Source organism: Martinezella lusitana, assembly GCF_014207095.1.
Classification (GTDB): Bacteria; Pseudomonadota; Alphaproteobacteria; order Rhizobiales; family Rhizobiaceae; genus Rhizobium; species Rhizobium lusitanum_B.
This window is the reverse complement of record NZ_JACHBG010000008.1, coordinates 86737-112819: the sequence shown is the minus strand read 5'-3', so window position 1 is coordinate 112819 and position 26083 is coordinate 86737. Positions and strand designations below refer to the sequence as shown.

Annotated in this window: 27 protein-coding genes; 16 read left to right on the top strand and 11 right to left on the bottom strand. The window is 60.3% G+C overall.

Annotation, left to right across the window (positions count from 1 at the left end):
- Window positions 1–40: 40 nt before the first annotated feature.
- Together GGD46_RS18395 and GGD46_RS18390 are read left to right on the top strand one after the other, a co-directional pair.
- Window positions 41–2329 (top strand): NADP-dependent malic enzyme, encoded by a 2289-nt coding sequence (locus GGD46_RS18395; RefSeq protein WP_184706484.1) that lies wholly within the window; start codon window positions 41–43, stop codon window positions 2327–2329.
- Between the two features lie 69 nt (window positions 2330–2398).
- Entirely contained in the window at window positions 2399–3808 is a 1410-nt protein-coding gene (locus GGD46_RS18390) for an adenylate/guanylate cyclase domain-containing protein (protein ID WP_184706482.1), read from the top strand.
- A 69-nt stretch (window positions 3809–3877) separates the two neighbouring features.
- On the opposite strand, the gene GGD46_RS18385 is transcribed toward GGD46_RS18390, so the two are convergent.
- From GGD46_RS18385 to GGD46_RS18365, 5 genes are all read right to left on the bottom strand, one after another.
- Window positions 3878–4756: a GNAT family N-acetyltransferase gene (locus GGD46_RS18385; RefSeq protein ID WP_184706468.1), complete on the bottom strand. Its 879-nt coding sequence runs from the start codon at window positions 4754–4756 to the stop codon at window positions 3878–3880.
- Window positions 4757–4985: 229 nt separating this feature from the next.
- Window positions 4986–7277, bottom strand: a complete 2292-nt coding sequence (locus tag GGD46_RS18380; RefSeq protein WP_184706466.1) for a PAS domain-containing sensor histidine kinase — start codon at window positions 7275–7277, stop codon at window positions 4986–4988.
- Between the two features lie 55 nt (window positions 7278–7332).
- Complete coding sequence (gene lspA, locus GGD46_RS18375; protein ID WP_184706464.1) at window positions 7333–7851, bottom strand: signal peptidase II; 519 nt, start codon at window positions 7849–7851, stop codon at window positions 7333–7335.
- Window positions 7848–8708: an RNA methyltransferase gene (locus GGD46_RS18370; RefSeq protein WP_184706462.1), complete on the bottom strand. Its 861-nt coding sequence runs from the start codon at window positions 8706–8708 to the stop codon at window positions 7848–7850. Before GGD46_RS18370 ends, lspA begins: the two co-directional genes overlap by 4 nt.
- A complete protein-coding gene (locus GGD46_RS18365; RefSeq protein WP_184706702.1) occupies window positions 8705–9832 on the bottom strand; it encodes a class I SAM-dependent methyltransferase in 1128 nt (375 codons plus the stop codon). Before GGD46_RS18365 ends, GGD46_RS18370 begins: the two co-directional genes overlap by 4 nt.
- Window positions 9833–9947: 115 nt before the next feature.
- Between GGD46_RS18365 and GGD46_RS18360 the strand changes: the two genes are divergently transcribed.
- Window positions 9948–10400 carry a carbon monoxide dehydrogenase subunit G gene (locus GGD46_RS18360; RefSeq protein ID WP_184706461.1) on the top strand — a complete coding sequence of 151 codons (453 nt, stop codon included), beginning with the start codon at window positions 9948–9950 and terminating at the stop codon, window positions 10398–10400.
- Between the two features lie 35 nt (window positions 10401–10435).
- The gene (locus GGD46_RS18355) at window positions 10436–10894 is read left to right on the top strand and encodes a GNAT family N-acetyltransferase (protein WP_184706459.1); all 459 of its coding nucleotides are present in this window, start codon (window positions 10436–10438) and stop codon (window positions 10892–10894) included.
- On the opposite strand, the gene GGD46_RS18350 is transcribed toward GGD46_RS18355, so the two are convergent.
- From GGD46_RS18350 to sppA, 3 genes are all read right to left on the bottom strand, one after another.
- Window positions 10886–11218 carry a lipopolysaccharide assembly protein LapA domain-containing protein gene (locus tag GGD46_RS18350; RefSeq protein WP_184706457.1) on the bottom strand — a complete coding sequence of 111 codons (333 nt, stop codon included), beginning with the start codon at window positions 11216–11218 and terminating at the stop codon, window positions 10886–10888. The genes GGD46_RS18355 and GGD46_RS18350 overlap by 9 nt on opposite strands.
- A 157-nt stretch (window positions 11219–11375) precedes the next feature.
- On the bottom strand, window positions 11376–11684 hold the full coding sequence (locus GGD46_RS18345; protein WP_007695350.1) for an integration host factor subunit beta: 309 nt from the start codon (window positions 11682–11684) through the stop codon (window positions 11376–11378).
- 27 nt (window positions 11685–11711) lie between these two features.
- The gene (gene sppA / locus GGD46_RS18340; RefSeq protein WP_184706455.1) at window positions 11712–12668 is read right to left on the bottom strand and encodes a signal peptide peptidase SppA; all 957 of its coding nucleotides are present in this window, start codon (window positions 12666–12668) and stop codon (window positions 11712–11714) included.
- 324 nt (window positions 12669–12992) lie between these two features.
- Here sppA and lptC point away from each other — a divergent pair, with 324 nt between their 5' ends.
- The 6 genes from lptC (at window position 12993) to ptsN (ending at window position 18295) form a co-directional block, all read left to right on the top strand.
- A complete protein-coding gene (gene lptC, locus GGD46_RS18335; RefSeq protein WP_184706453.1) occupies window positions 12993–13679 on the top strand; it encodes an LPS export ABC transporter periplasmic protein LptC in 687 nt (228 codons plus the stop codon).
- A complete protein-coding gene (locus GGD46_RS18330) occupies window positions 13676–14329 on the top strand; it encodes an LptA/OstA family protein (protein ID WP_184706451.1) in 654 nt (217 codons plus the stop codon). The genes lptC and GGD46_RS18330 overlap by 4 nt, the downstream gene beginning before the upstream one ends.
- Window positions 14330–14372: 43 nt before the next feature.
- Window positions 14373–15152 carry an LPS export ABC transporter ATP-binding protein gene (gene lptB / locus GGD46_RS18325; RefSeq protein WP_037152877.1) on the top strand — a complete coding sequence of 260 codons (780 nt, stop codon included), beginning with the start codon at window positions 14373–14375 and terminating at the stop codon, window positions 15150–15152.
- A 196-nt stretch (window positions 15153–15348) separates the two neighbouring features.
- Window positions 15349–16917, top strand: a complete 1569-nt coding sequence (gene rpoN / locus GGD46_RS18320) for an RNA polymerase factor sigma-54 (protein ID WP_184706449.1) — start codon at window positions 15349–15351, stop codon at window positions 16915–16917.
- A gap of 250 nt (window positions 16918–17167) precedes the next feature.
- A complete protein-coding gene (gene hpf, locus GGD46_RS18315) occupies window positions 17168–17743 on the top strand; it encodes a ribosome hibernation-promoting factor, HPF/YfiA family (protein WP_004120733.1) in 576 nt (191 codons plus the stop codon).
- A gap of 87 nt (window positions 17744–17830) precedes the next feature.
- Window positions 17831–18295 carry a PTS IIA-like nitrogen regulatory protein PtsN gene (gene ptsN, locus GGD46_RS18310; RefSeq protein WP_184706447.1) on the top strand — a complete coding sequence of 155 codons (465 nt, stop codon included), beginning with the start codon at window positions 17831–17833 and terminating at the stop codon, window positions 18293–18295.
- Between the two features lie 181 nt (window positions 18296–18476).
- On the opposite strand, the gene grpE is transcribed toward ptsN, so the two are convergent.
- Window positions 18477–19118, bottom strand: coding sequence for a nucleotide exchange factor GrpE (grpE, locus tag GGD46_RS18305; protein ID WP_184706445.1), 642 nt, complete (start codon window positions 19116–19118; stop codon window positions 18477–18479).
- 216 nt (window positions 19119–19334) lie between these two features.
- On the opposite strand from grpE, the gene GGD46_RS18300 reads away from it, so the two are divergent.
- Window positions 19335–19769, top strand: coding sequence for a GFA family protein (locus GGD46_RS18300; protein WP_184706443.1), 435 nt, complete (start codon window positions 19335–19337; stop codon window positions 19767–19769).
- A 23-nt stretch (window positions 19770–19792) separates the two neighbouring features.
- Here the strand turns inward: GGD46_RS18300 and hrcA are convergent, their stop codons facing one another.
- A complete protein-coding gene (gene hrcA, locus GGD46_RS18295; protein WP_184706442.1) occupies window positions 19793–20881 on the bottom strand; it encodes a heat-inducible transcriptional repressor HrcA in 1089 nt (362 codons plus the stop codon).
- A gap of 172 nt (window positions 20882–21053) precedes the next feature.
- Between hrcA and rph the strand changes: the two genes are divergently transcribed.
- The 4 genes from rph to hemW are packed head-to-tail and all read left to right on the top strand — an operon-like array spanning window position 21054 to window position 24067.
- A complete protein-coding gene (gene rph, locus GGD46_RS18290) occupies window positions 21054–21770 on the top strand; it encodes a ribonuclease PH (protein WP_184706440.1) in 717 nt (238 codons plus the stop codon).
- A 12-nt stretch (window positions 21771–21782) separates the two neighbouring features.
- Entirely contained in the window at window positions 21783–22199 is a 417-nt protein-coding gene (locus GGD46_RS18285; protein ID WP_184706438.1) for a VOC family protein, read from the top strand.
- Between the two features lie 11 nt (window positions 22200–22210).
- The gene (rdgB, locus tag GGD46_RS18280; protein ID WP_184706436.1) at window positions 22211–22855 is read left to right on the top strand and encodes an RdgB/HAM1 family non-canonical purine NTP pyrophosphatase; all 645 of its coding nucleotides are present in this window, start codon (window positions 22211–22213) and stop codon (window positions 22853–22855) included.
- 36 nt (window positions 22856–22891) lie between these two features.
- Entirely contained in the window at window positions 22892–24067 is a 1176-nt protein-coding gene (gene hemW, locus GGD46_RS18275) for a radical SAM family heme chaperone HemW (protein ID WP_184706700.1), read from the top strand.
- A gap of 15 nt (window positions 24068–24082) precedes the next feature.
- Here the strand turns inward: hemW and GGD46_RS18270 are convergent, their stop codons facing one another.
- Window positions 24083–25006, bottom strand: coding sequence for a DMT family transporter (locus GGD46_RS18270; RefSeq protein ID WP_184706434.1), 924 nt, complete (start codon window positions 25004–25006; stop codon window positions 24083–24085).
- Between the two features lie 155 nt (window positions 25007–25161).
- On the opposite strand from GGD46_RS18270, the gene gcvA reads away from it, so the two are divergent.
- Window positions 25162–26058 carry a transcriptional regulator GcvA gene (gene gcvA, locus GGD46_RS18265; RefSeq protein WP_184706432.1) on the top strand — a complete coding sequence of 299 codons (897 nt, stop codon included), beginning with the start codon at window positions 25162–25164 and terminating at the stop codon, window positions 26056–26058.
- The last annotated feature ends 25 nt before the right edge of the window (window positions 26059–26083 follow it).

Genomic DNA, 26083 nt, shown 5'->3' with positions numbered 1-26083 from the left:
GCAAGAGGGACCGGTCGCCCACAGGAGGTTTGGAGGAACAATGGCTGACAGCAAGAGCAAGTCGCGTCCGGGAACGGGGATCACGGATCAGGAAGCACTGGACTTCCACAAGCAGGGCCGCCCCGGCAAGCTCGAGATCAACCCCACCAAGCCGATGGCGACGCAACGCGATCTTTCCCTTGCCTACTCGCCCGGCGTGGCCGTTCCCGTGAAGGCGATTGCCGCCGATCCGGCCACGGCCTACGACTACACGTCGCGCGGCAACATGGTCGCCGTCATCTCGAACGGCACGGCTATTCTCGGCCTCGGCAATCTCGGCGCGCTCGCCTCCAAGCCGGTCATGGAAGGCAAATCCGTTCTCTTCAAGCGCTTCGCAGATGTCGATTCGATCGACCTTGAGATCGACACCGAGAATGTCGACGAATTCATCAATTGCGTGCGCTATCTCGGCCCCTCCTTCGGCGGCATCAATCTTGAGGATATCAAGGCGCCCGACTGCTTCATCATCGAGCAGCGGCTGCGCGAGCTGATGGACATCCCCGTCTTCCACGACGACCAGCACGGCACCGCCATCATTGCCGCCGCCGGCCTGATCAACGCGCTGGAACTGACCGGCCGCGATCTCAAGACCACGCAGCTGGTCTGCAACGGCGCAGGCGCCGCCGCAATCGCCTGCATCGAGCTGATCAAGTCCATGGGCTTCAACCCGGAAAACATCATCCTTTGCGACACCAAGGGCGTGATCTACCAGGGCCGCAGCGAAGGCATGAACCAGTGGAAGTCGGCGCATGCGGTCAAGACCGACAAGCGCACGCTGGCGGAAGCGATGAAGGGTGCCGACGTGGTTCTCGGCCTTTCGCAGAAGGATGCCTTCTCCGAAGACATGATCCGCTCGCTGGCCGACAAGCCGATCATCTTTGCCATGGCCAACCCCGATCCGGAAATCACGCCGGAGGAAGTGGCCCGCATCCGCGACGACGCCATCATGGCGACGGGGCGTTCGGACTATCCGAACCAGGTCAACAACGTTCTCGGCTTTCCCTATATCTTCCGCGGCGCACTCGACGTGCGCGCCACGACCATCAACGACGAGATGAAGATCGCAGCCGTCAACGCACTGGCAAGCCTGGCGCGCGAAGACGTGCCTGACGATGTTGTGGCCGCCTATCAGGGCGCGCGCCCGCGTTTCGGCCCGCAATACATCATCCCCGTGCCGTTCGACCCGCGCCTGATCTCGGCCATTCCGGTTGCCGTCGCCAAGGCGGCGATCGAAAGCGGCGTCGCCCGCCGCGAAATGGCTGATATGGAGGCCTATGCCCGCGAACTTTCGGCCCGGCGCGACCCGATCGCCTCGACGCTGTCGCAGCTCTATGAACGCGTGCGCCGGCACCAGAAGCGCATCGTCTTCGCGGAAGCGGAGGAAGAACAGGTCATGCGCGCCGCGCTCTCCTATGCCAATCAGGGGCTGGGCACCGCCATCCTGCTCGGCCGCGAGGATTTGATTCACTCCACGGCAGAGCGCGCCGGCATCGACCTCAACCGCCCAGGCCTCGAAATCGTCAATGCCCGTATTTCCAAGCGCGTGGACACCTATATCGACTATCTCTATGCCCGGCTGCAGCGTGACGGCTATCTGCACCGCGACGTGACGCGCCTGATCCATAACGACCGTAATCACTTCGCCGCCTGCATGGTAGCTTTGGGAGACGCCGACGGCATGGTGACGGGCGTGACGCGCAACTACTCGACCGCGCTTGGCGACGTGCGCCGCTGCATCGATGCCAAGCCGGGACATCGTGTCATCGGCGTGTCGATCGTGCTTGCCCGCGGCCGCACCGTCTTCGTCGCCGACACGGCCGTCCATGATATGCCGAGCGCCGAGGAGCTGGCAGAGATTGCCGAAGAAGCCGCCGGTTTCGCCCGTCGCATGGGCTACGAGCCGCGCGTTGCCATGCTCGCCTATTCCACCTTCGGCCATCCATCAGGCGAGCGGTCCGAGCGCGTGCGCGAAGCCGTCAACATCCTCGACAAGCGCCATGTGAACTTCGAATTCGATGGCGAAATGGCAGCCGATGTGGCCCTGAACCGCAAGATCATGGAGAGCCTCTACCCGTTCTCGCGGCTCTCAGGTCCGGCCAACGTCCTGATCATGCCGGCCTTCCACTCCGCGGCGATCTCCACCAAGATGCTGCAGGAGCTCGGCGGCTCCACGGTGATCGGACCGCTTCTCGTCGGCCTCGACAAGCCGGTGCAGATTACGTCGATGGGCGCCAAGGATTCCGACATCGTCAACATGGCCGCAATCGCCGCCTATGGTGCCGGCGCTTAATTCCTGCTGGCGGCCCGAGAGCCGAACAAAGATGATGGCTGGCCGGTAAAATGAGTGTAGGATAGGGGCATGAGTGAAGCTCAGCCCCTATTCGAAGCGCTGCGCCATTCAGCGCGGCCTGAAATCGTCGATGCAATCGAGCGGATGGTTCTTGAGGCACCTGACCGCAAGCTCAATCGCGTGAATGCCCTCGCCTTCGCTGCCGACCATGGTTTCGACGAAGAACAAACGATCAGCACTTTCCTGCATGCGGCGCGGCTCGGTCTGTTCGAGATGTCCTGGAATGTGCTGTGCCCGGGATGCGGCGGCGTGCTGGACGTCAACACGTCGCTGCGAACCGTCCAGAGCGAATCCTACAGCTGCACTTTATGCGCTGCCGGCTATGAGCCGACGCTCGACGAGATGGTCGAAGTGACCTTCACCGTCAGTCCACGCATACGCCACATCGCTGCCCATAATCCGCATCATTTGTCGCCTCTGGAGTATTTTCGCCAGATCTACTGGAGTTCAGGCATCGATCTTCCGGACGAGGGTTACGAGGAGAAGATCGACCAGTTCGTCATCGAAGCCCTGGAGCTGCCGCCGGGCGAAAAGGCTGTCGTATCGCTGCAGCTGCCGGCCGAATTCGTCATTATCTTCGATCCGGTTACCCACAGTGCTCAATTCCTCGATGTGAAGGGCGAGCCATCCAAGGAACGGCAGAGCATATCGCTGGTGCTCGATCGCATGCATCGGCTCAGCGAAACGGTGGAACTCAGACCGGGTCCGCTGCGCATCGTCATCGAAAATCATACCCAGGTTCGCACGCTACCATCGGTCTGCATCGCCAACGACGCACTTCATGGTGTGCTCGGCAATCGTCGGCCATTCCTGACCGCCAAGCGGCTGCTCTCCAACCAGACCTTCCGCGACATCTATCGAACGGACACCATCGACATCAATCAGAGGCTGAAGATCGCCAGCCTTACCTTCCTTTTCACCGATCTGCGCGGCTCGACGGAACTCTACGAGCGGGTTGGCGATCTTGCGGCCTTCGACCTCGTCAAAACCCACTTCAGTATCCTGCATGAAATCGTGGGGGCAGAGGCCGGCGCCGTCGTCAAAACCATCGGCGACGCCGTGATGGCCACCTTCCCGACCCCAGACCGGGCGCTAGCCGCAGCGATGCGGATGCGCGACGCCATGTCGAGCCTCAACAAGGAACGTGGCAATGACGATCTTCTTCTGAAAATCGGCATCCATGAGGGGCCGTGCATCGCCGTCAGTCTCAACGAGAGGCAGGATTATTTCGGACAGACGGTCAATATCGCCTCACGCGTCCAACACTTGGCAACATCGAGCGAGATATTCGCAACGAGCGCGGTGCTGGAAAACATCCGTGCCGCCGAGCTGCTGACAACGCGCGGCCTGAAGCCGCAATCGCACCACGTCTCGCTGCGCGGCATCACAGACGCAATCGATATTTTTGCGATTCCCTAGGACAGTTGATCCACAAGACAGATAGAGCGGCTTGGCGTCTCCATGAAACGCTGAGCCGCTCTAATAGTGTCAGCTTGCGAAGCGACCGGCGTCCGCGCCGTAATAATTGACGTAGCGATCGGAAATGCTGGCGATCGGCAGAACGATCAGGACATCGGTCGTGTTGAAAGCCTGATCGACGACGGCCGTGGAACCGACCATGGCGCCGAGGCGCAGATAGCCCTTGATCAGCGGCGGCAACGCCATCAACGCCTTCTTCGGGTTGACGGCTTCGACCGGCATCAGATCCATGGTGCGGGCAAGCGACGGCAGAGCGCCGACAGCCCATTCATCCTTGGCGACTACATTATGATAGAGGAAGGACAAGGCCAACGCATGCTGCTCCGGAAGAACGCCGGGGAAGGAGGCGCAACCGAACATCGCGCCCATGCCATGCTTCAGCGCATAGGCCCAGTTGCCCTGCCACAGCAGCTCGACCGTGCGCTTGGTACGGTAATTCGGCAGGACGCAGGAGCGGCCGAGTTCCATGAAGCGCTTGTCGGGATGGCGGGCAAGCAGTGCGTCGATGTCGAATTCCGAGGAAGAATAGAAGCCGCCATTGGCCATGGCCACCTCCTGGCGCAGCAGGCGATAGGTGCCGACAATCTGGTCTTCCGTGTCGCCTTCGAGCGAACGGTCCAGCACCAGAAGATGGTCGCAAATTGCGTCCCAGCTATCGATATCACGCTGCCGACGCATGGCGTCGACCGGTAGCTGCGCGTTCATCTCCTCGACGAAAACGCGGTAGCGAACAGCCTGAGCGGCATCAATTTCGCGCGCCGAGCGTGCAAGGCGCGTTTCTAAATTTCCGATGCGTCCAAGCACATCGCTGGCAACCGGTTCGACCGTTGCCTTTGAAGACTGAACCATTTCGCCCTGAGCTTCGCGATTCAAAATTTCGATGGACATGGCGACTCTCCCCCTGCGGGCCGATATAGCGCCATAAACCAAATTCGTGCGACAGGAAAGTGACACGCGGCTTGGCTAAAAGCAAGAAGCGTGCCCATTGCAAATTTTCGAATGAACAAACCGTCCCCAGTTTAGCGTTGCGATAGCCACTGGTTGAATATGACAGCGGCTCACCATCATACATTGGCGAGCCGGCATCGGCAATCTCGGCGCGAAAACGGAATGGGCTCTACACGGCCCGTTCGAAGGCCAGCCTTGAAAGACTCTGGACGGTAGTCATCAGCCGCTCGGGATCGACCGGCTTAACGATGACGGCGTCGGCTCCCGCGAGCAACGCCTGCCGACGGATCGAGTCGCGGCTGTCGGCGGTCAACACGATGATTGGCAGTGCCGGCAATCCCTGTCGGCGTTCCTGTGCGCGCAATTGCGCAAGCACGGCAGCGCCGGCGCCGCCGGGCATGTTGAAATCGGTGACGATCACGTCCGGCCGCGCTTCGGCATTCTCCGCACGGGCGCGCAGGCCATCGAAATCCTCGACCAGACGAACCCTGTGGCCGGCCTTGGCAAGCATGGCGCGAACCAGCATGCCGTTGACCGGATCATCCTCGCCAAGCAGGATCTCAAGCACGGGATCGTCTGCCTCGGGCGTCGTGATGCCGATCTCGGAGACGCCGTCGAGCATCGTGTCGCGCTTTTCCATGCCGCGCATGCGACCGCTCAGCACGTCGATCAGCGATTGCTCCCGCAGCGGCCGGATGAGCCAGGCGTCGAAGAGATCGAGCGGATGCGTGTTGCGCTCTTCCGGATTGACGAGGAAGATCTTGCGCAGTGTCGGTATCGCCAGCTCATTTCCCTCGCGGAAGTAGAGCGGAGCCATACGATGATCGACGATCAGATCGGTCCACCGTCCAGCCTCGCTGCCCTCGGAGGATCGCATCAGGACATCGATGTCGCCGGCACCGGCCAGGTGGCAGTCGCCACCAAGAGTGCGGATGGTCTGCGCGATGGCGGAGCTTGCCGGCCCTTCGGGCGCGAGCAGCAGCACATGCGCGCCCTTGAGCACATCTTTGCGTTGGCTGGCACCGGCGTCATCGTCAGCCAGGCCGATCGGAAAGCTGATGGTGAACTCGGTGCCCTTGCCGCGTTCGCTGGCAACCTTGAGCCTGCCGCCGAACTCACGCAATATCCGCGCGGAGATCGCGAGCCCAAGCCCGGTGCCGGCGCTTCTTTCGACAACGGTACCGGCTTGTTCGAATTCGCCGAAAATGCGAGCCTGCTCCTCTTCCGTCATGCCGGGACCAGTGTCCCGCACGGATATCGACAGGTCGTTTCCTTCCAGGTTGGCGCGAACGAGAACACCGCCCGTCTGGGTGAACTTCACCGCATTGCCAAGGACATTGAACAGAACCTGGCGCAACCGCGCAGGATCAAATTCCATCGTCTCGGGAACATCGGCAGCGACTGTCGCGGCGATTTCGATGCCTTTTTCATGGGCGCGATGAGCAAGCATCTCGACGACGCCTTCGAGCAGCGGCCGCAGGGCTTCCTTGCGCGGATGCAGCTGGAAGCGCCCTACTTCGATCGTGGAGAAATCAAGAAGGTCCTCCACCAGTTGGACCAGCGCGTGGCCCGATTGACGGATGCCCGTGAGGTAATTGGCTTGCTCCAGCGTCAGCGGCGTCTGGGCAAGCAGATGGTTCATGCCGAGGATGCCCGAGAGAGGCGTGCGGATCTCGTGGCTGACGGTAGCCAGCAGCCTGGATTTCGCGGCGCTGTTATATTCCGCTTTCAGCCTGGCATCTTCGCGATTGCGCGCCGTCTGCCGCTCTTCCGTGACGTCGCGGGCAACGCTTTGTATGCACAGCAGGCCGCTCGACGGATCGCGAAATATGACATCGTGCCAGGCAAAGATGCGGCGGCCTTCGGGCGTCTCGATCTCGGCATCCTGATGCTTGGCATCGGTGACGGCGCGGAAGACGATGCCGGTCTCTTCCAGCGTCAAGCCCTCGGGGCTGGACTTTCCCGTCAGCTTGCGAAAGGTGGCATTGGCGTCGAGAATCTGCCGGTCGATGCTGCGGATGACGGTGATGTCGCCAAGCGCATCATGGATGGTGGCAAGCAGGCTATTGCTTTCCTTGCGCTCCCAAAGACGGTCATGGTCGCTCTCGCTGAAATCGGCAACGGAGACAGCGGGCGTCGCCTCTGCCTTCCACACCTTCAGGAAGCCGGCAACTGCCAGTGCAAACGCCACGAGGCCGAGAACTCCGGCCAGCATCAGCGGACCGCCGGCAAAGCCGATTGCAAGCAGCACAATACCGCCAACCAGGCCGCCGCCATTCAGCCAATGGCGTTGCAGCCATCGCGGCTGTGCAGGCGGCGCCAGGCGTCGTTCCGCCTCTCGCGAGGTCTCGGTCGTTTCTGCACGGGGCAGTCCGTTCCCGGTCAACCCTTCGATCGATCGTGTTTCATCGCGAGTGATATCAGCGGCAGGCGTTCCCTGCAGTTTTGCCAAAGTGCTCATGCAATCTGGCTAGCATAGGCACCGTTCCTGATGCCTTCAGGGATTCGGTAGAATTTTACGCTTTGGCCTTTTTCGGCATCAGAAGTTCATCGAGAATGACGCAGGCAGCCCCGACGGTGATGAAACTATCGGCCAGATTGAACACCGCGAAAGACCAGGTCTCGGTGTGAAAGAGGATGTAGTCGATCACATGGCCGTAGAGAAAGCGGTCGATCAGGTTGCCGAGCGCACCGGCGATAATCAGCGCAAAGCCCAGATGGGCCAGCCAGCGGTGATTGGGCGTATGCCGCCAGAGCCACAGCACGAAGGCGACGATAACGAGCCGCATGCCAACGATGAACCAGCCATCCATGCCTGACAGCATGGAAAAGGCGACGCCGAGATTGTAGGTGCGATAAAGCGCCAGCATCGGAACGACCGGCACCATTTCCTGCAACGGCAGCCAGTGATCCACCATGATCTTCACGGCCTGATCGAGAATGACGGCGATGACGATGAAGATCAGGATCGGCAAGGGTCTGGAAAACAGAGCCACTTTTGCAGGCGGCTGCATATTGGTCTCGCTCTCGATCATCGGCTCTCGCTAAGGGTCAGAATGTGGCGGCGGGCTTCGAACAGCATGACCGCGGTCGCCACAGCCAGATTGAGGCTGTCGGCGCGGCCGGCCTGCGGGATGCGGGCAAGCGCATCGGCCTCTTTCGCCAGGACATCCGGCAGGCCGGATTGTTCGTTGCCCATCAGGATCACGACAGGCTTCCTCTTGTAATCGATGGTGCGGTAGTCGACCGCGCCGGCCAGATGCGTGGCGACGACGGAGACGTCGGCCTTCTTCTTCCAGGCGATAAACTCTTCCGGCGTCGCCTTGACGACGGGCATGGCGAAGACCGAACCCATGGTGGCACGCACGGTTTCCAGCGAAAACGGATCGGTGGTTTCCCCGACTAGAATGACACCGGAAGCACCGGCCGCATCGGCGGTGCGGATGATGGTGCCGAGATTGCCGGGATCGCGCACGCGGTCGAGCGCCACCCAGGTTTCGCCTGCTTTCGGCTTGACGTCCCGAAGCGGCCGCCAGCGCTGCTCGAAAACGCCGACTACCATCTGCGGATTGTCGCGGCGCGTGATCGAGCCGATGACCTTTTCGCTGACCTCGAGCACCAGTCCACCGGCTGCCACCGTCTTGGCGGCCACCTGCTCGACCAGGGGCTTGCCCTTGCCGGCCTTGGCATAAACCAGCGTGCGGATCGTCCAGCCGAGTTCGAGCGCATCGATGACGAGCTTCAGGCCTTCGGCGAGAAAGGCACCGCTTTCCTCGCGGGACTTCTTGACCGTCAGCGCCTTGATATCCTTGACTATCGGATTGGCAAGCGAGGTGACCTCCTTGACCTGTCCGACCTTGCGCGGGCCGTCACTACGGAAATCCTGGTTCATTTCGGCACCCAGCGGCTGAAGAGAGAAGTGGAAAGCGCCCTGCCCGGCGTGCGGCCGTCGAGGCCCGCTTCGCGGATGACGAGCTCGCCGGACTCGACCGCACCGCCGGCACCGCGCATGGTCTCACGCATCAGCTCATGGATCGAATAGAAGCTGGCGCGGATCGAATAGGCCGTCAGCACCAGGCCGAGCGCCTTCGGCGACAGGATCTCGCGGCAGATATCGAGCATCAGCGGCAGGTGCTCGAACAGATGCCAGACCTCGCCATTCGGACCACGGCCGAACTTCGGCGGGTCGGTGAGAATGATATCATATTTGTTGCCGCGCCGCTCTTCGCGCAGGATGAACTTCATCGCATCCTCGCAGATCCAGCGGATCGGCAGCTTTTCCATGCGGCCCAGGGCTTGGTTCTCGCGCGCCCAGCCGATCGCCTTCTTGGAGGCATCGACATGGGTCACTTCAGCGCCGGCGGCGGCGGCCACCAGCGAGGCGACGCCGGTATAGCCGAAAAGGTTCAGGACCTTCAGCGGCCTTTTCGCGGCCTCGGCCTGCTCCTTCATCCAGGCCCAGTGCACGATCTGCTCCGGGAAGACGCCGACGTGGCGGAACGCGGTGAAGCGACCAAGAAAATCGACGCCGAGCAGTTGCAGCGGCCAGGTCTCGCCGAGCGCCTCGCGCGGGAAGCGCCAGCGGCCCATACCGTCCTCATCCGTGTCGCCGGTGAAGACGGCGTCGGCTTTGTCCCATACATGCGAGGCAAGCGACGGCGGCCACAGCGCCTGCGCCTCCGGGCGGACGACGCGATAGGGTCCGTACTGCTCGAGTTTCAGCCCATTGCCGCTATCGATAAGGTGGAAATCCCCGGCGCCAAGCGACTCGAGAATGACGGGCACGCGCTCGGTCGGGCGTTCGCCGGTTCGGGCGATCAGCGGGCGCTCAGGCGTGGCGGCCGCAGGGGCAGCCGTGCGCGGCTCGGCAACGCGTTCGCCGAGATCGCGCGAAGGCTTGGCTGGCCTTGAATCACGCGCAGGCTTTGCCGGCAGCTTGCCGGGCATGTCGCGCCGGGGTTTTGCCCCTGGACCGCCCGCAGCTTTCTGGCCGGACCGGCTTTCCCTATGTTTCACCATGCTTGTCTCAAAATTGATATGTGCGTGCAAATAGCATCTGGCCGCCACTTGGCAAAGCGCTTTCCGATCTGCGATGATCCATACACAAAATGTCACATTGGGAGGATTGCGTATGGATATGACCGGCGAAGAGCGGATCGCAGCACCCAGGGACGCCGTTTGGGCGGCACTGAACGATCCCGAAATCCTCAAGCAATGCATTCCCGGCTGTCAAAGTCTCGAGAGGATTTCTCCGACGGAATTGACCGCTACCGTGAAACTGAAGATCGGCCCGGTTTCCGCATCCTTTAACGGCGAGGTCACGCTTTCCAATATCAATGCACCGGAAAGCTACACGATATCGGGCGAAGGAAAGGGCGGAATTGCCGGCTTCGCCAAGGGCGGTGCCGATGTCGTCCTCAAGGAAGACGGTAACGATACGATCCTACAATACGAAGCCAAGGCGCAGGTCGGCGGCAAGATTGCGCAGCTCGGTTCCCGCCTGGTGGATTCCAGCGCGAAAAAGCTCGCTCAGCAGTTTTTCGCCGATTTCACCGCAGCGATCAACGGTCGGGCAAGCGCCTGATTGCCGCCAAGGCATTTCGCGCCCATATGAAAGACATGACAGTGGACTCCGATATCTGGTCGATCCGGCCAGCACGCGAACAGGATATGCGGCATCTTGCCGAGATCTATCTCGACGTCCGGCGGCAAACATTCTCCTGGGTCGATCCCGATCACTTCATTCTGGAAGATTTCGCCACTCATGCGGATGGCGAGCGCTTATCCGTCTGCGAAGACCAGCATGGAACGATCGCGGGCTTTGCGGCCATCTGGGAGCCGGATGACTTCATCCATATGCTCTACATTCTTCCCGCTTTTCAGGGGCGCGGCGCGGGCAAAGCCTTGCTTGCCGCGCTGCCGGATTGGCCGACGCGCCGCTACCGGCTGAAATGCCTGGTCAGGAATGCGCGCGCTGTATCCTTTTATGAGGCTCTCGGTTTCGAGATCATCGGCAACGGCGCCTCGCCGGAAGGCGATTACAAGGAGATGCGGCTTGCCGACCTCAACTCATTGTGAGGGAAGCTGGCCGGCGATCTGTTCGGCGCGTGTCCGATGCTTGTCGGCTTCCGCCTGCCAGCGCACGGCTTCCTGGGTCTGATTGCGGGCGCGCCTGCGATGCTTCCCCTGATTGAACCAGGTCACAGCAGCTCCGACGACCATGCCGAGGATCAACGCTGCAAACAGCAATACGAACAGCGGTGCATTCAGCGACAGCACCTGATCGTCCGGCCTGAAGGGGTTGAGCGCAAGCGTCGCGGATTGCCGGTTGGCCACGCAGAATACGATCAGAATGATGCCGAGCGGCAGCAATATCAGTAGATTGACGATCTTCTTGGCCATTGCGCAGCTCCTCATCATCGCAAGCATGTCTGTGGCTGCAAGCATGCTGCTCTCAGCCGCAGAATAGAAAAGAGGCTGATGAATTCAAGTGCCACGGCGTCGCGGCACAATCATGTCCGAAGGGGCATGGACGGAAAAATCCGGCCGAAACGGCCAATCAATTGTCGTCGTCGTCTTCGTCGCCGGCGCCCGGATTCAGCCGCTCGCGCAGCTCCTTGCCGGTCTTGAAGAAGGGCACCCATTTTTCCTCGACGAAGACCGTGTCGCCGGTGCGCGGGTTGCGGCCGGAGCGCGAAGGCCGGTTCTTGACGGAGAATGCGCCAAAGCCGCGAAGTTCGACCCGATTTCCGGCTGCGAGCGCATCGGTGATCTCATCGAGGACAGCGTTGACGATATTTTCGACGTCGCGGTGATAGAGATGCGGGTTGCGGGCGGCAACAATCTGCACCAATTCCGATTTGATCACGGCTACCCCCTTTAAATCATTGATTTATTAATCGGCTGCACCCTGCCAAACAGAAAGCAGGCCGTCAAGAAACAACTTCTCTGTCATGATCTTCTGCAGAGCATCTCCTTTAATAAAGGGATCATAACCCAGCATGTTGAGCAATCGGGAAGCCGCAGCCGGCCAAAAGAAGGATGAAGCCTTGTCTTCCGGCTTCCAATCGACGATCGGCAGATCCTTCTTGATCTTACGCGTTTCGAGGTAGGCGCGGATCTCGTCCTCGCCGCCCAAAGTATCGATAAGCTTGTTCTGAAGCGCCTGCCGGCCGGTGAAAATGCTGCCGTCGGCAAGCTTCAATACCTGCTCGCGCGGCAGCTTGCGCCGATCGGCGACGAGATCGACGAACCAGCCGTAGCTGTCCATGACCATGTTGCGGATCATGTTCTTGGCGTCTTCGCTGGCCGGATGGAAGGGGGACGGTTCGGCCTTCAGCGGCGTCGACTTGATCTCGTCGAGGGAAACGCCGACCTTGTCGAGCAGATCCTTGAGCTGCGGATATTGGAAGATGACGCCGATCGAACCGGTGATCGAGGTATCGCCGGCAACGATATTATCGCCGGCAACCGCAATCATATAGCCGGCGGAAGCGGCGACGGTGCGGATATCGGACACGACAGGCTTGTTGGCCGCAACAGCGCGGATCGCCTTGAAGATGCGCTCGCCGCCATAGGTCGTCCCGCCGGTCGAGGAGATGGATACGACCAGCGCCTTGACCTGATCATTGTCGTGGATCTTTTTCAGCCGCTCGAGAAGCTCCGGATCGTCCTGGATGAGCCCGGAAATCGTGACGCGGGCGATTTGCGGGCCGCGCGTATCCGGTAGGTCGCTCGCAAAGAATCGATAGAACGCAAAACCGAGCATCACGAGTAGCAAAACGGCAATAATGCGCCAGAAACCAAGCTTGCGGCGCAATTGTCGCCGATCCGCGATTGCAGAACTGTCCATCACGCCTTATTTCTCCCTGAAATAAACTGAATACGACACCAACCGGATTACAACACCTTGAAACTGGCACAATCCTTAGAGAAAAGCCGTCTCGATTTTCGATGTCGCCGGCTGGACGTCGCTCTGCTGGTTCATCAGATAGGATATCGTCCCATCGGATGAAACCGATTTATGGCATATTTTCCCGCCAAATTTCTCTGGCTGCGGAAAAAATCCATATTGGCAAGCCAGTGCAATAATGCGAAACGATCCGATAGGCTTTTTGACGCGGCCCCGAATGGCGTGAATGCGGTTCTCCGGATCAGACAAAGACGGACCTGTTGCATGCTCAATACGATCGAGACCCCCGGCGAGACTAATCGCTCGCTGCCGCAGCGCAGCGCGTATAAGGATGCGATCTTCCATTCCGCGCGGGTGAGGAGACTGAAGGTGCTGTTGCCGCTCGCCGCGGTGATCGTCACGCTTATCTTTGTCGTCGTCTCGGTCGTCCGCGCCTATCTGCCGGCGGAAATTCAGATCGAAGGCGCCAAGATCGAAGACGGGAAGGTGGTCATGGAACGCCCGGCGATCGCCGGCCGCAACAAGGACGGCATCAATTACTCGATGCTGGCGGAAAAGGCGCTGCAAGACATCAAGAATCCGAACATGATCACGCTGAAGACGATCAAGGCATCCATGCCCGTCAATACCGATGTGATCGCCCATGTAACGGCCCAAAGCGCCGATTTCGACCGCCAGGCCGACACGCTCAAGCTGACGGAACCCTTCGTCATCCAAATGGACAATGGCCTGCGCGCCGAATTCAAGACCGCGTTCCTGGATGTCAAGAAGGGAGACCTGTCGAGCCAGGACCAAGTTGCCATCTCCCGAGGCGGCATGTCGGTTGTTGCGCGTTCGCTCAAGATGACGGATAAGGGTAGCGTAATCCAGTTCGACGGGCAGGTTCGGATGAATATCGAACCGTCCGCTCTCCACAATTCATCTAGCGAACAGAAGCCGGGCGGTTCATGATAAATTATTGGCAAAATTCAATTTTCCACTCCGGCTTACGCAAGGCCGGCCTCCTGTGCGCCTTTAGCGCGCTCGCATTCTTCGCAGCCGCGGAAGCAGGCGCGCAGTCGACGACAAGCACGATGCCGGGCCTTGCCCTTTCCAAGGATCAGCCGATCCAGATCGAAAGCGACAAGCTGGAAATTCACGATCAGGAAAACCAGGCCGTATTTACCGGCAACGTCAAGGTGGTTCAGGGAACCACGACGATGCAGTCCGGCAAGATGACCGTCTTCTATAAAAAGAAGCAGGCGGGCGACGCCAACAAGCAGGCAGACAATCCGGTCGCCAAGGCCGCCAAGGAGCAGAACGAGTCGCTCGTCTCCGGAAACGCCAATATCGACCACATTCTGGTCACCGACAAGGTTTACCTCGTTTCCGGCACGCAGACGGCGACCGCCGACGACGGTTCCTTCGACATGACCAACCAGCTCGCCGTCCTCAAAGGCAAGAAGGTTGTGCTGACGGACGGACCGAATGTTTTCACCGGTTGTCAGCTCACCGTTCATATGGCGACCGGCGAAGCGCAACTGGATTCCTGTGGGGGTCGCGTTCAGATTCAGCTCGACCCAAAGTCTCAGCAAGTGCAGCAGCAACAAAAGAAAAACTGATACTGGCCCCCTCGTGACGATATCGACCACCACCCTACCCGGCATGCCCGGACCGTCTTCTGCGACATCCGGCACGCCGGCCGCGGATAAAGCACGCTATCAGGGCACCCTGATCGCGCGCGGCCTCACAAAGACCTATCGTACCCGGCGCGTCGTCAATGGCGTCTCGCTGGTGGTGCGACGCGGTGAAGCAGTTGGCCTGCTCGGACCGAACGGTGCCGGCAAAACCACCTGCTTCTACATGATCACCGGCCTTGTGCCGGTCGATGAGGGCACGATCGAGATCGATGGCAACAACGTCACCTCGATGCCGATGTACCGGCGCGCGCGCCTGGGCGTCGGCTATTTGCCGCAGGAAGCGTCGATCTTCCGCGGCCTGACGGTGGAGGAGAACATCCGCGCCGTTCTCGAAGTCCACGAGAAGGACAAAACGAAGCGCGAGCGTAAGATCGACGAGCTGCTGGAAGAGTTCCACATTCGCAATCTGCGCGCGGTGCCTGCGATCGCGCTTTCGGGCGGCGAGCGGCGACGCCTCGAAATCGCCCGCGCGTTGGCGACCGACCCGACATTCATGCTGCTCGACGAACCCTTCGCGGGTGTCGATCCGATCTCCGTCGCCGACATCCAGAACCTCGTGCACCATCTGACGGCACGCGGCATCGGCGTGCTGATCACCGACCACAATGTTCGCGAAACGCTCGGCCTTATCGACCGCGCCTACATCATCCATGCGGGTGAGGTGCTGACCCATGGCAGAGCCAACGACATCGTCAGCAATCCCGAAGTTCGCAAACTCTATCTCGGTGACAATTTCAGCCTTTGATTGGCTGAAATTCGGCCAGTTCGCCCGTTGATATTGTCAGGATACGCCACGCCGCCGAAATCTATTTTCGGCAGCATAGTTCCGCTTGACCAAAACCTATAAAAAAGCAATTTTTGGGCCAGTTGGAATTTCGCAAAGATCTTGGAGACGAAGACCGCGAATTCCGGAGGAATTCAAGGGGAGTCCTGCGTCCGCCATGGCATTATCGGCCAATCTTTTCCTGCGCCAAAGCCAAAGCCTGGTGATGACACCGCAACTGATGCAATCCATCCAGTTGCTGCAGATGACTCATTTTGAACTGAACCAGTTCATCGCGCAGGAAGTCGAGAAGAATCCGCTGCTGGAATTTGCGTCAAATGACGAGGATTTGGGCGGCTATAGCGAACGCGAGGCAAAGGACGAGCGCTTCGAAATGGCGGGGGAACCCGCAGGCGATACCCGCAACGACGGTTTCGAAGGCGGCGGCGACGACCTTGCCAGCGACTGGTACGAAAGCGACAATACCGGCCACGCCGACAGGCTGAACAACGAGCTCGACACGAATTTCGGCAACGTCTTTTCCGACGATGCGAGCCCGCAGCGCGCCGACGCGCCGGAGCTTCTCAGCCAATGGAAATCAATGCCCGGCGGCGAAGCGGGCGAAAGCTACGATCTGGATGATTTCGTCGCTGGCCAGGTATCGCTGCGAGATCACCTGAACGAACAAATCCCTTTCTCGCTTCCCGCGATGGCCGACCGGCTGATCGCCCAGCATCTCGTCGACCAGCTGGACGAGACCGGCTATCTCCGCGCCGATCTCAGCGAAACGGCCGAGCGCCTCGGCTCGACCATCGGCGAGGTGGAGCGCGTGCTGAATACGCTGCAGCTCCTCGATCCTCCCGGTGTTTTCGCTCGTTCGCTCAGCGAATGCCTGGCAATCCAGCTCCGGCAGAAGGATCGCTTCGATCCGGCCATGGAGCGGCTGATCGAGAATCTGGAGTTGCTTGCCCGGCGCGATTTTGCGACGCTGAAAAGGCTCTGCGGCGTCGACGAGGAAGATCTTCTCGACATGATGGCGGAAATCCGCCAGCTGAACCCGAAGCCCGGCAGCGGCTTCGAAACCGGCATATCCGAGGCGATCATGCCCGATATCGTGGTGCGCCCGTCTGCGGACGGCAGCTGGCTTGTGGAGCTCAATCCCGATGCCCTGCCCCGCGTGCTGGTCAGCCAGTCGTACTTCGCCTCCGTATCAAAGACCAGCCAGGACCACGCCTTCCTGTCGGAATGCCTGCAGAACGCCAACTGGCTGACCCGCAGCCTGGATCAGCGTGCCAAGACAATCATGAAAGTTGCCAGCGAAATCGTGCGGCAGCAGGATGCTTTCCTCATCAACGGCGTCGATCATTTGCGGCCGCTTAACCTCAAAACCGTGGCCGACGCCATCAAAATGCATGAGTCGACGGTGAGCCGCGTGACCTCGAACAAGTATATGCTGACGCCGCGCGGGCTGTTCGAGCTCAAATATTTCTTCACGGTTTCGATCAACTCCGTCGAGGGTGGCGACGGCCATTCCGCGGAAGCCGTGCGCCACAAGATCCGCCTGCTGATATCGAACGAGAGCCCGAATGCCGTGCTTTCCGACGACGATATCGTCGATACGCTAAAGAAGGGCGGCATCGAGCTTGCTCGCCGTACGGTTGCAAAATACCGCGAAGCGATGAACATCCCCTCGTCCGTACAGCGACGCCGAGAGAAGCGAGCGCTGGCAAAAGTCGGCAGTTTCTGACGATTGACGATCTTCAATCTCAGATTGTCGATCTCCTAACAGTCCGTTAAGATACAGTTGACTTTCCCATGCGGCAGGGCTAGAAGCCCGCCGCAATCGCTGCAGGACAGCACGACCATGAAACTTATCCCCATCATCCCGAAGGCGGCCGATATACGCAATTTGTCTTTGACCGCGTGAAGTGCTTGGATGAGCTTGAGGCTTGGCGTAAACTGGTACGCGCAATAACCACTACAAGAAGGGAAACTCCATGAGTGTGCGTGTCTCCGGTAAACATATGGAAATTGGTGACTCCTTCCGTCAGCGGATCGAGGACCAGATCGGTATGGCCGTGACGAAATACTTCGACGGGGGGTATTCGGGTCAGGTAACTGTGCACAAGTCCAGCTCGCGCTTTGCGGCCGATTGCAAGCTTCATCTCGACAGCGGTGTCGTATTGCATGCAGCCGGCGAAGCCATGGACCCGCAGCTTGCTTTCGACGCAGCGTCCGAGCGTATCGAAAAGCGTCTGCGACGCTACAAGCGCAAACTCAAGGACCATCAGGCCAGCAATCACGCAAACGGTCATATCGAAGTCGCCTACACCGTCATGGACGGCGTACCGGATGACGACGAAGAGGTCCCAGCCGATTTTGCGCCGGCGATCGTTGCCGAAAGCACGAAACAATTGAAGACCATGTCGGTCGCGACCGCCGTGATGGCGCTCGATATGACAGACGAGCCGTTGCTGCTCTTCCGCAGCCCGGGCAAGGAACACCTCAACATCGTCTACCGTCGACAGGACGGTAACATTGGCTGGATAGACGCGGCCAATATCAAAGGCTGAGAATAGAAGATGAGCGGCGACTGTGCGTAACGTCAGCCGGCCGCCGCTCCCGTTTACCGGTTCTCGGCGACACGAAGGATAAAGAGAATGGCATTGGCAGATTTGCTACACCAAGATGCGATCATCCCCGCCTTGAAGGCAAATTCCAAAAAACAACTGCTTCAGGAGCTGGCAGCCAAGGCCTCCAAACTGACCGGACTGCCCGAGCGCGAGATCTTCGACGTCGTGCTGCAGCGCGAGCGTCTGGGCTCTACCGGCGTCGGTAACGGCATTGCCATTCCGCACGGCAAGCTTGCCAGCATCAAATCCATCGCAGGAATTTTCGCACGCCTGGAAGCGCCGGTCGATTTCGAAGCGCTGGACGACCAGCCGGTCGATCTCGTCTTCCTGCTGCTGGCGCCTGAAGGCGCAGGTGCAGACCACCTCAAGGCACTCTCCCGCATCGCCCGCGTTTTGCGAGACCAGGACTTGGTCGCGAAGCTGCGCGCCACAGATTCCGCCTCCGCAATCTACGCCTTCCTCAACGAAGAACAGGCTTCCAACGCCGCCTGACGGCTGGATCGCATCGGACCAAGGCAAAAATAAGAGCCGGATGATCTCAGATCGTCCGGCTCTTATTTTTTATGCCCATGGCGGCTCGGCGCTTCCTGGAAGCTGCGAACCGCGCTTCTGCTTTTAGGCGATTGCTCAAGGAAGGCGTCTTGCGCCTTCCGCGATTGCTTCGCCTAAAGGATCAGGCGTCCTTCTCATCCAGCGGGCTGTTGGCGCCCTGCTCGGCGTTCTCGACGATCTTCGGGCCGCCCTTGGCGACACCGACCATAGCCGGGCGCAGAACGCGATCGCCAATGACGAAGCCGGCCTGCACCACCTGGACGACCGTGTTGTTCGGCACTTCCGGGTTCGGCACTTCGAACATGGCCTGGTGGAAATTGGGGTCGAACTTCTGGCCAACCGGCTCAAGCTGGCGCACGCCATGGCGCTCCAGGGCCGAGAGCATCGAACGCTCGGTCATCTCAACGCCTTCGATGAGCGTGTTCAGGCCGGCATCGCCGCTGGCGCGTGCGTCCGCAGGAATGGCATCCAGCGTGCGACGCAGATTATCCGCCACCGAGAGCATGTCTCGGGCGAAGCTTGCCACGGAATAGGACTTGGCATCCTTCACATCGCGCTCGGTGCGGCGACGAAGATTGTCCATCTCGGCGGCGAGGCGCAGGTAACGATCCCGAAGTTCGCCATTCTCGGCCTTCAGCAGCTCAACCGGATCCGGCTGAGACGGTTCCGCCGTTTCAACGGTTTCCGCAGCATCCTGCGCAAAATCCGCTGAAGTGTCGGCCGCCGTGGCGTCAGGTCCGGTTTTCGTTGTTTCGTCGGTCATGACGGTCTCCGAATTGCTTTGTCTTTTAGATGTGCCCGATATCGAGGTTTAGCCGGAAAAAATCAAGGCTTTGTCGAGAAGAAGAGCCAATTCGCGGCTTTGCAGCCATGGCGAGATGGCCTATCCGTGCGAGATGCCGCTCCGGACTTCGCCTGTTCAGTCCCCCTCCCCGGTGATATGCTGAAATGCATCTCAGCACAGAGTGAGGTGAGATCGATGTCGAGTGGCAAATCCCTTTCAGGCAAATGTTTCTGCGGCGCAGTGGAAATTGCAGTCGATGGCGAGCCAATGGCGATGGGTTACTGCCATTGCGACTCGTGTCGGGAGTGGTCGGCGGGACCGGTCAACGCCTTCTCGCTCTGGCCGCCGCAGGCCGTTCACATAACCCGCGGCGCGAACAAGATCGGCAGCTACCAGAAAACGGAGAAGAGCGTGCGCAAATGGTGTACGGTCTGCGGCGGGCATCTCTTGACCGAGCATCCGCTGTGGGGCGTCACCGACGTCTACGCCGCGGTCCTTCCCGACCTCGACTTTCAGCCGGTGCTGCACGTCAACTATGAGACCACGGTGTTGCATCTGAAGGACGGGTTGCCGAAGCAGAAGGATTTTCCGGCCGAAATGGGCGGATCCGGAACGCTGCTTCCCGATTGACGGCTACCGTCGGATCGCCTTCCTCACATTCCTGGCCGCGACAGTCTCGAGATGAGCTGCGCCGTGTAATCCACCATGGGCACGATACGGGCATAGTTCAGCCGTGTCGGACCGATGACGCCGACTGCGCCGACGATACGGTCATCCTCGTCACGATAGGGCGCGACGATGAGCGAAGAGCCTGACAGCGAGAAGAGCTTGTTTTCCGAGCCGATGAAGATGCGCACGCCGGGGCCGCTTTCGGCAAGGTTCAGGATCTCGATGAGGCTGTCCTTCTTTTCGAGATCGTCGAATAGCAGGCGTAGGCGATCCAGATCCTCCGCGCCGCCGACCTCGGCCAGCAGATTGGCATGGCCGCGCACGATAAGCTGTGTCGGCTTGCCATCGTCATCATCGCCCGACAGCACGGCAATACCGCGCTCGACCAACTGATGCGACAGGCTATCCAGCTCGCTGCGCACACTGTCCTTCAGATTTTGCAGCTGCCGGCGCAGCTCCGGCAAGGTCTGACCCGTCATATGTGCGTTGAGGAAATTGGCGGCTTCCGTCAGCTGCGACGAGGTGATGCCCGCTGGCAATTCGATGATGCGGTTCTCGACCTGATCGTGATCGCCGACCAGCACGGCAAGCGCCTTGGTCGCCTCCAACCGGATGAACTCCACATGCTTCAGCACGGGATCGCTCTTGGCGGTGATGACGAGACCCGCGCCCCGCGAAATGCCCGAAAGCATGCGGCTCGCCTCGGTCATCACAGATTCCATCGGCTGGTCGCGATGGCTGCCGCGCACCTGACGGTCGATGCTGGCACGATCCTCGGCGGAGAGATCGCCGACCTGCATGAAGGCATCAACGAAAAAGCGCAGACCAACCTGGGTCGGCAGACGACCGGCACTGATATGCGGCGAATAGATGAGCCCGAGCTCTTCGAGGTCGCTCATGACATTGCGCACGGAGGCCGGCGAAAGCGACATCGGCAGCAGACGGGAGAGATTGCGCGAGCCCAGCGGTTCGCCGTTCTCCAGATAGCCTTCGACGATGCGACGGAATATTTCCTTGGAGCGTTCGTCAAGCGCAGCAATGACATCCGAAACCGACGATGTCGTGAATACCATTTCGCTGCCAAATCCGTTCCGTTGAGCCTTAGCGAAAATATAATCATTCAGTTAGCAATCGCAAAAGGGAAAAATGCGGTGGACGCCGGAGCGTGGCCTTTCAGCCTGCTTTTCCTTTGCAAAACCCGGCCGCGGGTCGTAGAAGCGGTCGACAAACTTTCAGGAGAGTGGAATGCGGCCTTCAGGTAGAAAAACCGACCAGATGCGCAAAGTGTCGTTCGAGCGCAATTTTTCCAAGCATGCGGAAGGCTCGTGCCTGGTCAAGTTCGGCGATACGCATGTGCTCTGCACGGCCAGCCTGGAAGACAAGACGCCGCCGTGGCTGCGCAACAGCGGCAAGGGCTGGGTTACGGCCGAATACGGCATGCTGCCGCGTGCAACGGGCGAGCGCATGAAGCGCGAAGCTGCCGCCGGCAAGCAGGGCGGCCGCACGCAGGAAATTCAGCGCCTCATCGGCCGGTCGCTTCGCGCCGTCGTCGACCTGAAGGAACTTGGCGAGCGGCAGATCACCGTCGACTGCGACGTCATCCAGGCTGATGGCGGCACCCGCACGGCGTCGATCACAGGTGGCTGGATCGCCCTCTACGACTGCCTGAAGTGGATGGAAAGCCGCAACATGGTCAAGGTCGAGCGCGTGCTGAAGGACCATATCGCAGCCATCTCCTGCGGCATCTTCGCCAATCAGCCGGTGATCGATCTGGACTATCTCGAGGACTCCTCGGCCGAAACCGATGCCAACTTCGTCATGACGGGCAAGGGCGGTATCGTGGAGATCCAGGGAACGGCTGAGGGCGCGCCTTTCAGCGAAGAGGAATTCGCGACGCTGATGGGCCTTGCCAAGAACGGCATTGCCGAGCTGGTGGAACTGCAGAAGCAGGCGATCGCCTAAGGGCATATCGCAATGGCAAACGCGGTCCTCGGAAGCATCCTTGAAACGGCTCTCTACGCAGACAATCTCGACGCTGCCGAAGCCTTTTACGGAGGTATTCTCGGGCTGGAGAAGATCTCACGTGGCGGCAACCGCCATGTGTTTTATCGTTGCGGACCGGGCGTGCTCCTGATCTTCAACGGCGAGGAAACCGTGAAGCCGCACGAACCGGGCGCCCTGCCCGTGCCGCCGCATGGCACAAAGGGTCCCGGTCACGTCTGCTTCCGCGTCGATGGCGACGAGATCGAGACGATGGCGCAGAAGCTGAAAGCTGCCGGCATCGCCATCGAAGCTGATTTTCACTGGCCGAATGGTGGCCGTTCGATTTACTTCCGCGATCCGGCCGGCAACAGCCTGGAATGCGCCGAACCCCGCATCTGGGGCCTTTGACGGGACAAGACATGCGAAAGCTCGATACCAAGACCATCGTCGTCGCCAGCCACAATGCCGGCAAGATCCGCGAGATACAGGATCTGATCGGCCCCTTCGGCTTTACCGCCAAATCGGCTGCCGAGCTCAACTTCATCGAACCGGATGAGACCGGCACGACATTCGAGGAAAACGCCACGATCAAGGCACTTGCCTCGGCCCAGGCCGCCGGCCTGCCGGCTCTATCGGACGATTCCGGTCTGGTGATCGATGCACTCGGCGGCGATCCGGGCGTCTATACCGCCAACTGGGCGGAAACCGCCGACGGCACCCGTGATTTCGCGATGGCGATGCAGAAGGTCGAAACCGCGCTCGAAAGGGCCGGCGCCATCTCTCCGGAAAGCCGGACGGCGCGCTTCGTCAGCGTACTTTGCCTCGCATGGCCCGACGGCCATACCGAGCTCTTCCGCGGCGAAGTGGAAGGCACGGTCGTCTGGCCGCCGCGAGGGACACAGGGCTTCGGCTACGATCCGGTTTTCAAGCCTGAAGGCTACGACACCACCTTCGGCGAGATGAGCGCCGACCAGAAGCACGGCTGGAAGCATGGCGATTCGCACGCGTTGTCCCACCGCGCTCGCGCCTTCAAGATTTTTGTCGAAACCTGTCTGGAGGCGTAAGCTTACTTCGTGGAAATCGTGGACACACAGGACTTGATGCGCGGAGCGCAATTGCTACCCGATACCGGCGAACCCGGTTTCGGGGTCTATGTCCATTGGCCGTTTTGCGCGGCCAAATGTCCCTATTGCGATTTCAACAGCCATGTCCGCCATCAGCCTGTCGATCAAGAACGTTTCGCCGCCGCTTTCCTGAAGGAAATGGCGACAATGCGGATGCTCAGCGGCCCGAAGACGGTGACAAGCGTCTTCCTCGGCGGCGGCACGCCTTCGCTGATGAAGCCGGAAACCGTCGGCGCGATCCTCGACGGCATTACCAAGACCTGGCACATGCCTGACGGTATCGAAATCACCATGGAAGCCAATCCCTCGAGCGTCGAGGCGGAGCGCTTTCGCGGCTATCGCGCGGCTGGCGTCAACCGCGTGTCGATGGGCGTGCAGGCCCTAAACGATCGCGACCTGAAATTCCTGGGGCGCCTGCACGACGTTGCCGATGCGCTGAAGGCGATCAAGCTGGCGCGCGAGATCTTCCCGCGCATGTCCTTCGACCTTATCTATGCCCGCCCCAACCAGACCGTAGAGGAATGGGAACGCGAGCTGAAAGAGGCGATCTCCTATGCCGTCGACCATCTCTCACTGTACCAGCTGACGATCGAAGAGGGCACACCCTTTTTCGGCCTCCATAAGGCAGGCAAGCTGATCGTGCCGGACGGCGATCAATCGGCGCTGCTCTATGAAGCGACGCAGGAGATTACCGAGCGTGAGGGTATGCCGGCCTATGAGGTTTCCAACCACGCGCGCCCCGGCGCCGAGAGCCGGCACAATCTCACCTATTGGCGCTATGGCGACTATGCCGGCATTGGCCCCGGCGCTCACGGTCGCTTGACCCACGGACCGCAGAAGCTGGCAACCGCCACAGAGCGCAAGCCGGAAAGCTGGCTCGAGATGGTCGAGCGTGACGGTCACGGCATGATCGACCAGGAGATGCTTGGCTTCGACGAGCAGGCAGACGAATTGCTGCTGATGGGGCTGCGGCTGCGCGAAGGCGTCGACCTCGCCCGCTGGCAGCAGCTTTCGGGTCGCGATCCCGATCCGCAGCGCGAGGCATTTTTACTGGAACACGGTTTCATAGAGCGGATCGGCAATTCCCGCCTGCGCTGCACGCCTGCGGGAATGCTGGTTCTCGACTCCGTCGTCGCCGATCTCGCCTGCTGACGCTGGCGCGGCGCACTATTGCGCCGCCGCCCGCCTTTTGCCGAGAGCAAGCAACCTTCCATCGATCGCCGCAAGGCCGAGCGCGATCATCGCCATGCCGATGAAGTGCTTCGGCTGCAGATCTTCGCCAAGGATGAGCGCGCCGAGCAGAATGGCGCTGACGGGGATGAGGAAGGTCACCAGCATCAGGTTGGTGGCGCCCGCCGTCGCGAGGATACGGAAAAACAACACATAGGCAACGGCAGTCGACAGAATGGCGAGGCCGGCAAGTGCAAGCCATGTCTCCGCCGACGGTACTGCGAGCGTCCAGGGACGATCGACAATGAGCGCGATGGGCAGCAGCAGAACTGTCGACGCTGTGACTTGGCCGGCGGCTGGAATGATCGGCGCCAGGCCCATGCGACGGAAACGGCGGCCGAATATGCCGGCCAGCGAGTAGCTGAGAGCGGCGCCCAACACGGCTAGCTGTGCCAGCACATTCGAGCCGAGGCTTGCAAGCACCGAGGGGCCGATCATCAAGGCCACGCCGGCAAAGCCGACAATGACGCCGATCAGGCGATTGCCGGTCATCTTCTCATCCGTCGTCAGCAAGTGTGCAACAATGACGGCAAAGAGCGGCGTGGTGGCGTTGAGGATCGACGCCAATCCGCTGGCAATGTGTGTCTGCCCCCAAACGATGAGCAGGAAGGGAATGACGTTATTGAGAAAGCCCATCCCGAAGAAGGCAAGCCAAGCCTGACGGTCTCGCGGCATGGAATGGCCTGTTGCCCGCACGATGATGTTCAGGGCGATTGCCGCCAGCCCGACCCGGGCCGCGACGATGGTGAATGGCGGAAGCTCGCGCACCAGGATACCGTTGAACAGGAAAGATCCGCCCCAAAGAATGGATAGCCCGACCAGCATGCACCACTCGACTGCGCCCATGGATTTCTGCGGCATGCGATCATCTCCGGTATTTTATGGTTGAGTTTTGCTTATCACTGACATCAATGGATAATATTGTCAAAGCGCCGATTTATTGAGATAATCTGCCAACTCCCTCGTTCTGACAAACGAGTCTTTCTCGAAATATGGTTTAGCTAAACTCAATCGCCATGGATCAACTGCCGTCTCTTTCCGCCCTGCGCGCCTTCGAAGCTTCAGCCCGGCACCTCAGCATGACGCTGGCTGCGAGCGAGCTGCATGTGACGCCGGGCGCCATCAGCCTGCAGGTCCGCGATCTTGAAAGCGCGCTCGGTGTGCGGCTCTTCGAGCGGCGAACGCGCAGCCTTGCCCTGACTACGGATGGCGCTGAATATTTCGCGACGATGCGGACGGCCTTTCGGCTCATTCGCGAGGCGACCGCGGCGCTGGCCATGCGCTCGAAAGACACTGTCTTGACCCTCACCTGCACGGCCGGCTTTGCCACGCACTGGCTGGTGCCGCGGCTGAGGCGCTTCGAGGAGGCGCATCCCGACATCGATCTTCGCATCAGCGCTTCGCATCGGATGATGGATTTCCAGCGGGACGGAATAGACATCGCCATTCGCCATGGCCTTGGCGGCTATGAGGGGTTAGCGAGCGAAAGGCTGCTCGATGACGAATATGTGCCGATGTGCACGCCTGAGATGGCTGCGGCGCTGGGTACCTCACCCACGGCTGACGTTCTCGCAAATCTCACGCTGATCCACGACGTCTATCGGCGGGATTGGGAGCTTTGGCTGCAGGCGGCTGGCGCGACCCGCGTGGATGCCACGCATGGCCCGGTCTTTACCGACGGCATGGGCGCCTATCACGCCATGAAAGCCGGGCTCGGGATTGCGCTGATGCGCCGCTCCTTCGTGGAGCAGGAGTTGGCCGAGGGGACGCTCATCGCGCCCTTCCCCATCGGGCTTGCAAGCGCGTTCGCCTATCATCTCGTCTATCCGCCCGGCGCATTGGAAAGGCCGGCAATTGCGACCCTGCGTGCCTGGCTGCTTTCCGAGGTTTCCCGCACGACACCGCCGGTTTGAGCGACACGCGCTTCAAACACGACAG

Coding starts and splice junctions, on each gene's coding strand:
- GGD46_RS18395 (WP_184706484.1), top strand. CDS start 41: ATGGCTGACAGCAAGAGCAAGTCGCGTCCGGGAACGGGGATCACGGAT.
- GGD46_RS18390 (WP_184706482.1), top strand. CDS start 2,399: ATGAGTGAAGCTCAGCCCCTATTCGAAGCGCTGCGCCATTCAGCGCGG.
- GGD46_RS18385 (WP_184706468.1), bottom strand. CDS start 4,756: ATGTCCATCGAAATTTTGAATCGCGAAGCTCAGGGCGAAATGGTTCAG.
- GGD46_RS18380 (WP_184706466.1), bottom strand. CDS start 7,277: ATGAGCACTTTGGCAAAACTGCAGGGAACGCCTGCCGCTGATATCACT.
- lspA (WP_184706464.1), bottom strand. CDS start 7,851: ATGATCGAGAGCGAGACCAATATGCAGCCGCCTGCAAAAGTGGCTCTG.
- GGD46_RS18370 (WP_184706462.1), bottom strand. CDS start 8,708: ATGAACCAGGATTTCCGTAGTGACGGCCCGCGCAAGGTCGGACAGGTC.
- GGD46_RS18360 (WP_184706461.1), top strand. CDS start 9,948: ATGGATATGACCGGCGAAGAGCGGATCGCAGCACCCAGGGACGCCGTT.
- GGD46_RS18355 (WP_184706459.1), top strand. CDS start 10,436: ATGACAGTGGACTCCGATATCTGGTCGATCCGGCCAGCACGCGAACAG.
- GGD46_RS18350 (WP_184706457.1), bottom strand. CDS start 11,218: ATGGCCAAGAAGATCGTCAATCTACTGATATTGCTGCCGCTCGGCATC.
- sppA (WP_184706455.1), bottom strand. CDS start 12,668: ATGGACAGTTCTGCAATCGCGGATCGGCGACAATTGCGCCGCAAGCTT.
- lptC (WP_184706453.1), top strand. CDS start 12,993: ATGCTCAATACGATCGAGACCCCCGGCGAGACTAATCGCTCGCTGCCG.
- GGD46_RS18330 (WP_184706451.1), top strand. CDS start 13,676: ATGATAAATTATTGGCAAAATTCAATTTTCCACTCCGGCTTACGCAAG.
- lptB (WP_037152877.1), top strand. CDS start 14,373: ATGCCCGGACCGTCTTCTGCGACATCCGGCACGCCGGCCGCGGATAAA.
- rpoN (WP_184706449.1), top strand. CDS start 15,349: ATGGCATTATCGGCCAATCTTTTCCTGCGCCAAAGCCAAAGCCTGGTG.
- hpf (WP_004120733.1), top strand. CDS start 17,168: ATGAGTGTGCGTGTCTCCGGTAAACATATGGAAATTGGTGACTCCTTC.
- ptsN (WP_184706447.1), top strand. CDS start 17,831: ATGGCATTGGCAGATTTGCTACACCAAGATGCGATCATCCCCGCCTTG.
- grpE (WP_184706445.1), bottom strand. CDS start 19,118: ATGACCGACGAAACAACGAAAACCGGACCTGACGCCACGGCGGCCGAC.
- GGD46_RS18300 (WP_184706443.1), top strand. CDS start 19,335: ATGTCGAGTGGCAAATCCCTTTCAGGCAAATGTTTCTGCGGCGCAGTG.
- hrcA (WP_184706442.1), bottom strand. CDS start 20,881: ATGGTATTCACGACATCGTCGGTTTCGGATGTCATTGCTGCGCTTGAC.
- rph (WP_184706440.1), top strand. CDS start 21,054: ATGCGGCCTTCAGGTAGAAAAACCGACCAGATGCGCAAAGTGTCGTTC.
- GGD46_RS18285 (WP_184706438.1), top strand. CDS start 21,783: ATGGCAAACGCGGTCCTCGGAAGCATCCTTGAAACGGCTCTCTACGCA.
- rdgB (WP_184706436.1), top strand. CDS start 22,211: ATGCGAAAGCTCGATACCAAGACCATCGTCGTCGCCAGCCACAATGCC.
- hemW (WP_184706700.1), top strand. CDS start 22,892: ATGCGCGGAGCGCAATTGCTACCCGATACCGGCGAACCCGGTTTCGGG.
- GGD46_RS18270 (WP_184706434.1), bottom strand. CDS start 25,006: ATGCCGCAGAAATCCATGGGCGCAGTCGAGTGGTGCATGCTGGTCGGG.
- gcvA (WP_184706432.1), top strand. CDS start 25,162: ATGGATCAACTGCCGTCTCTTTCCGCCCTGCGCGCCTTCGAAGCTTCA.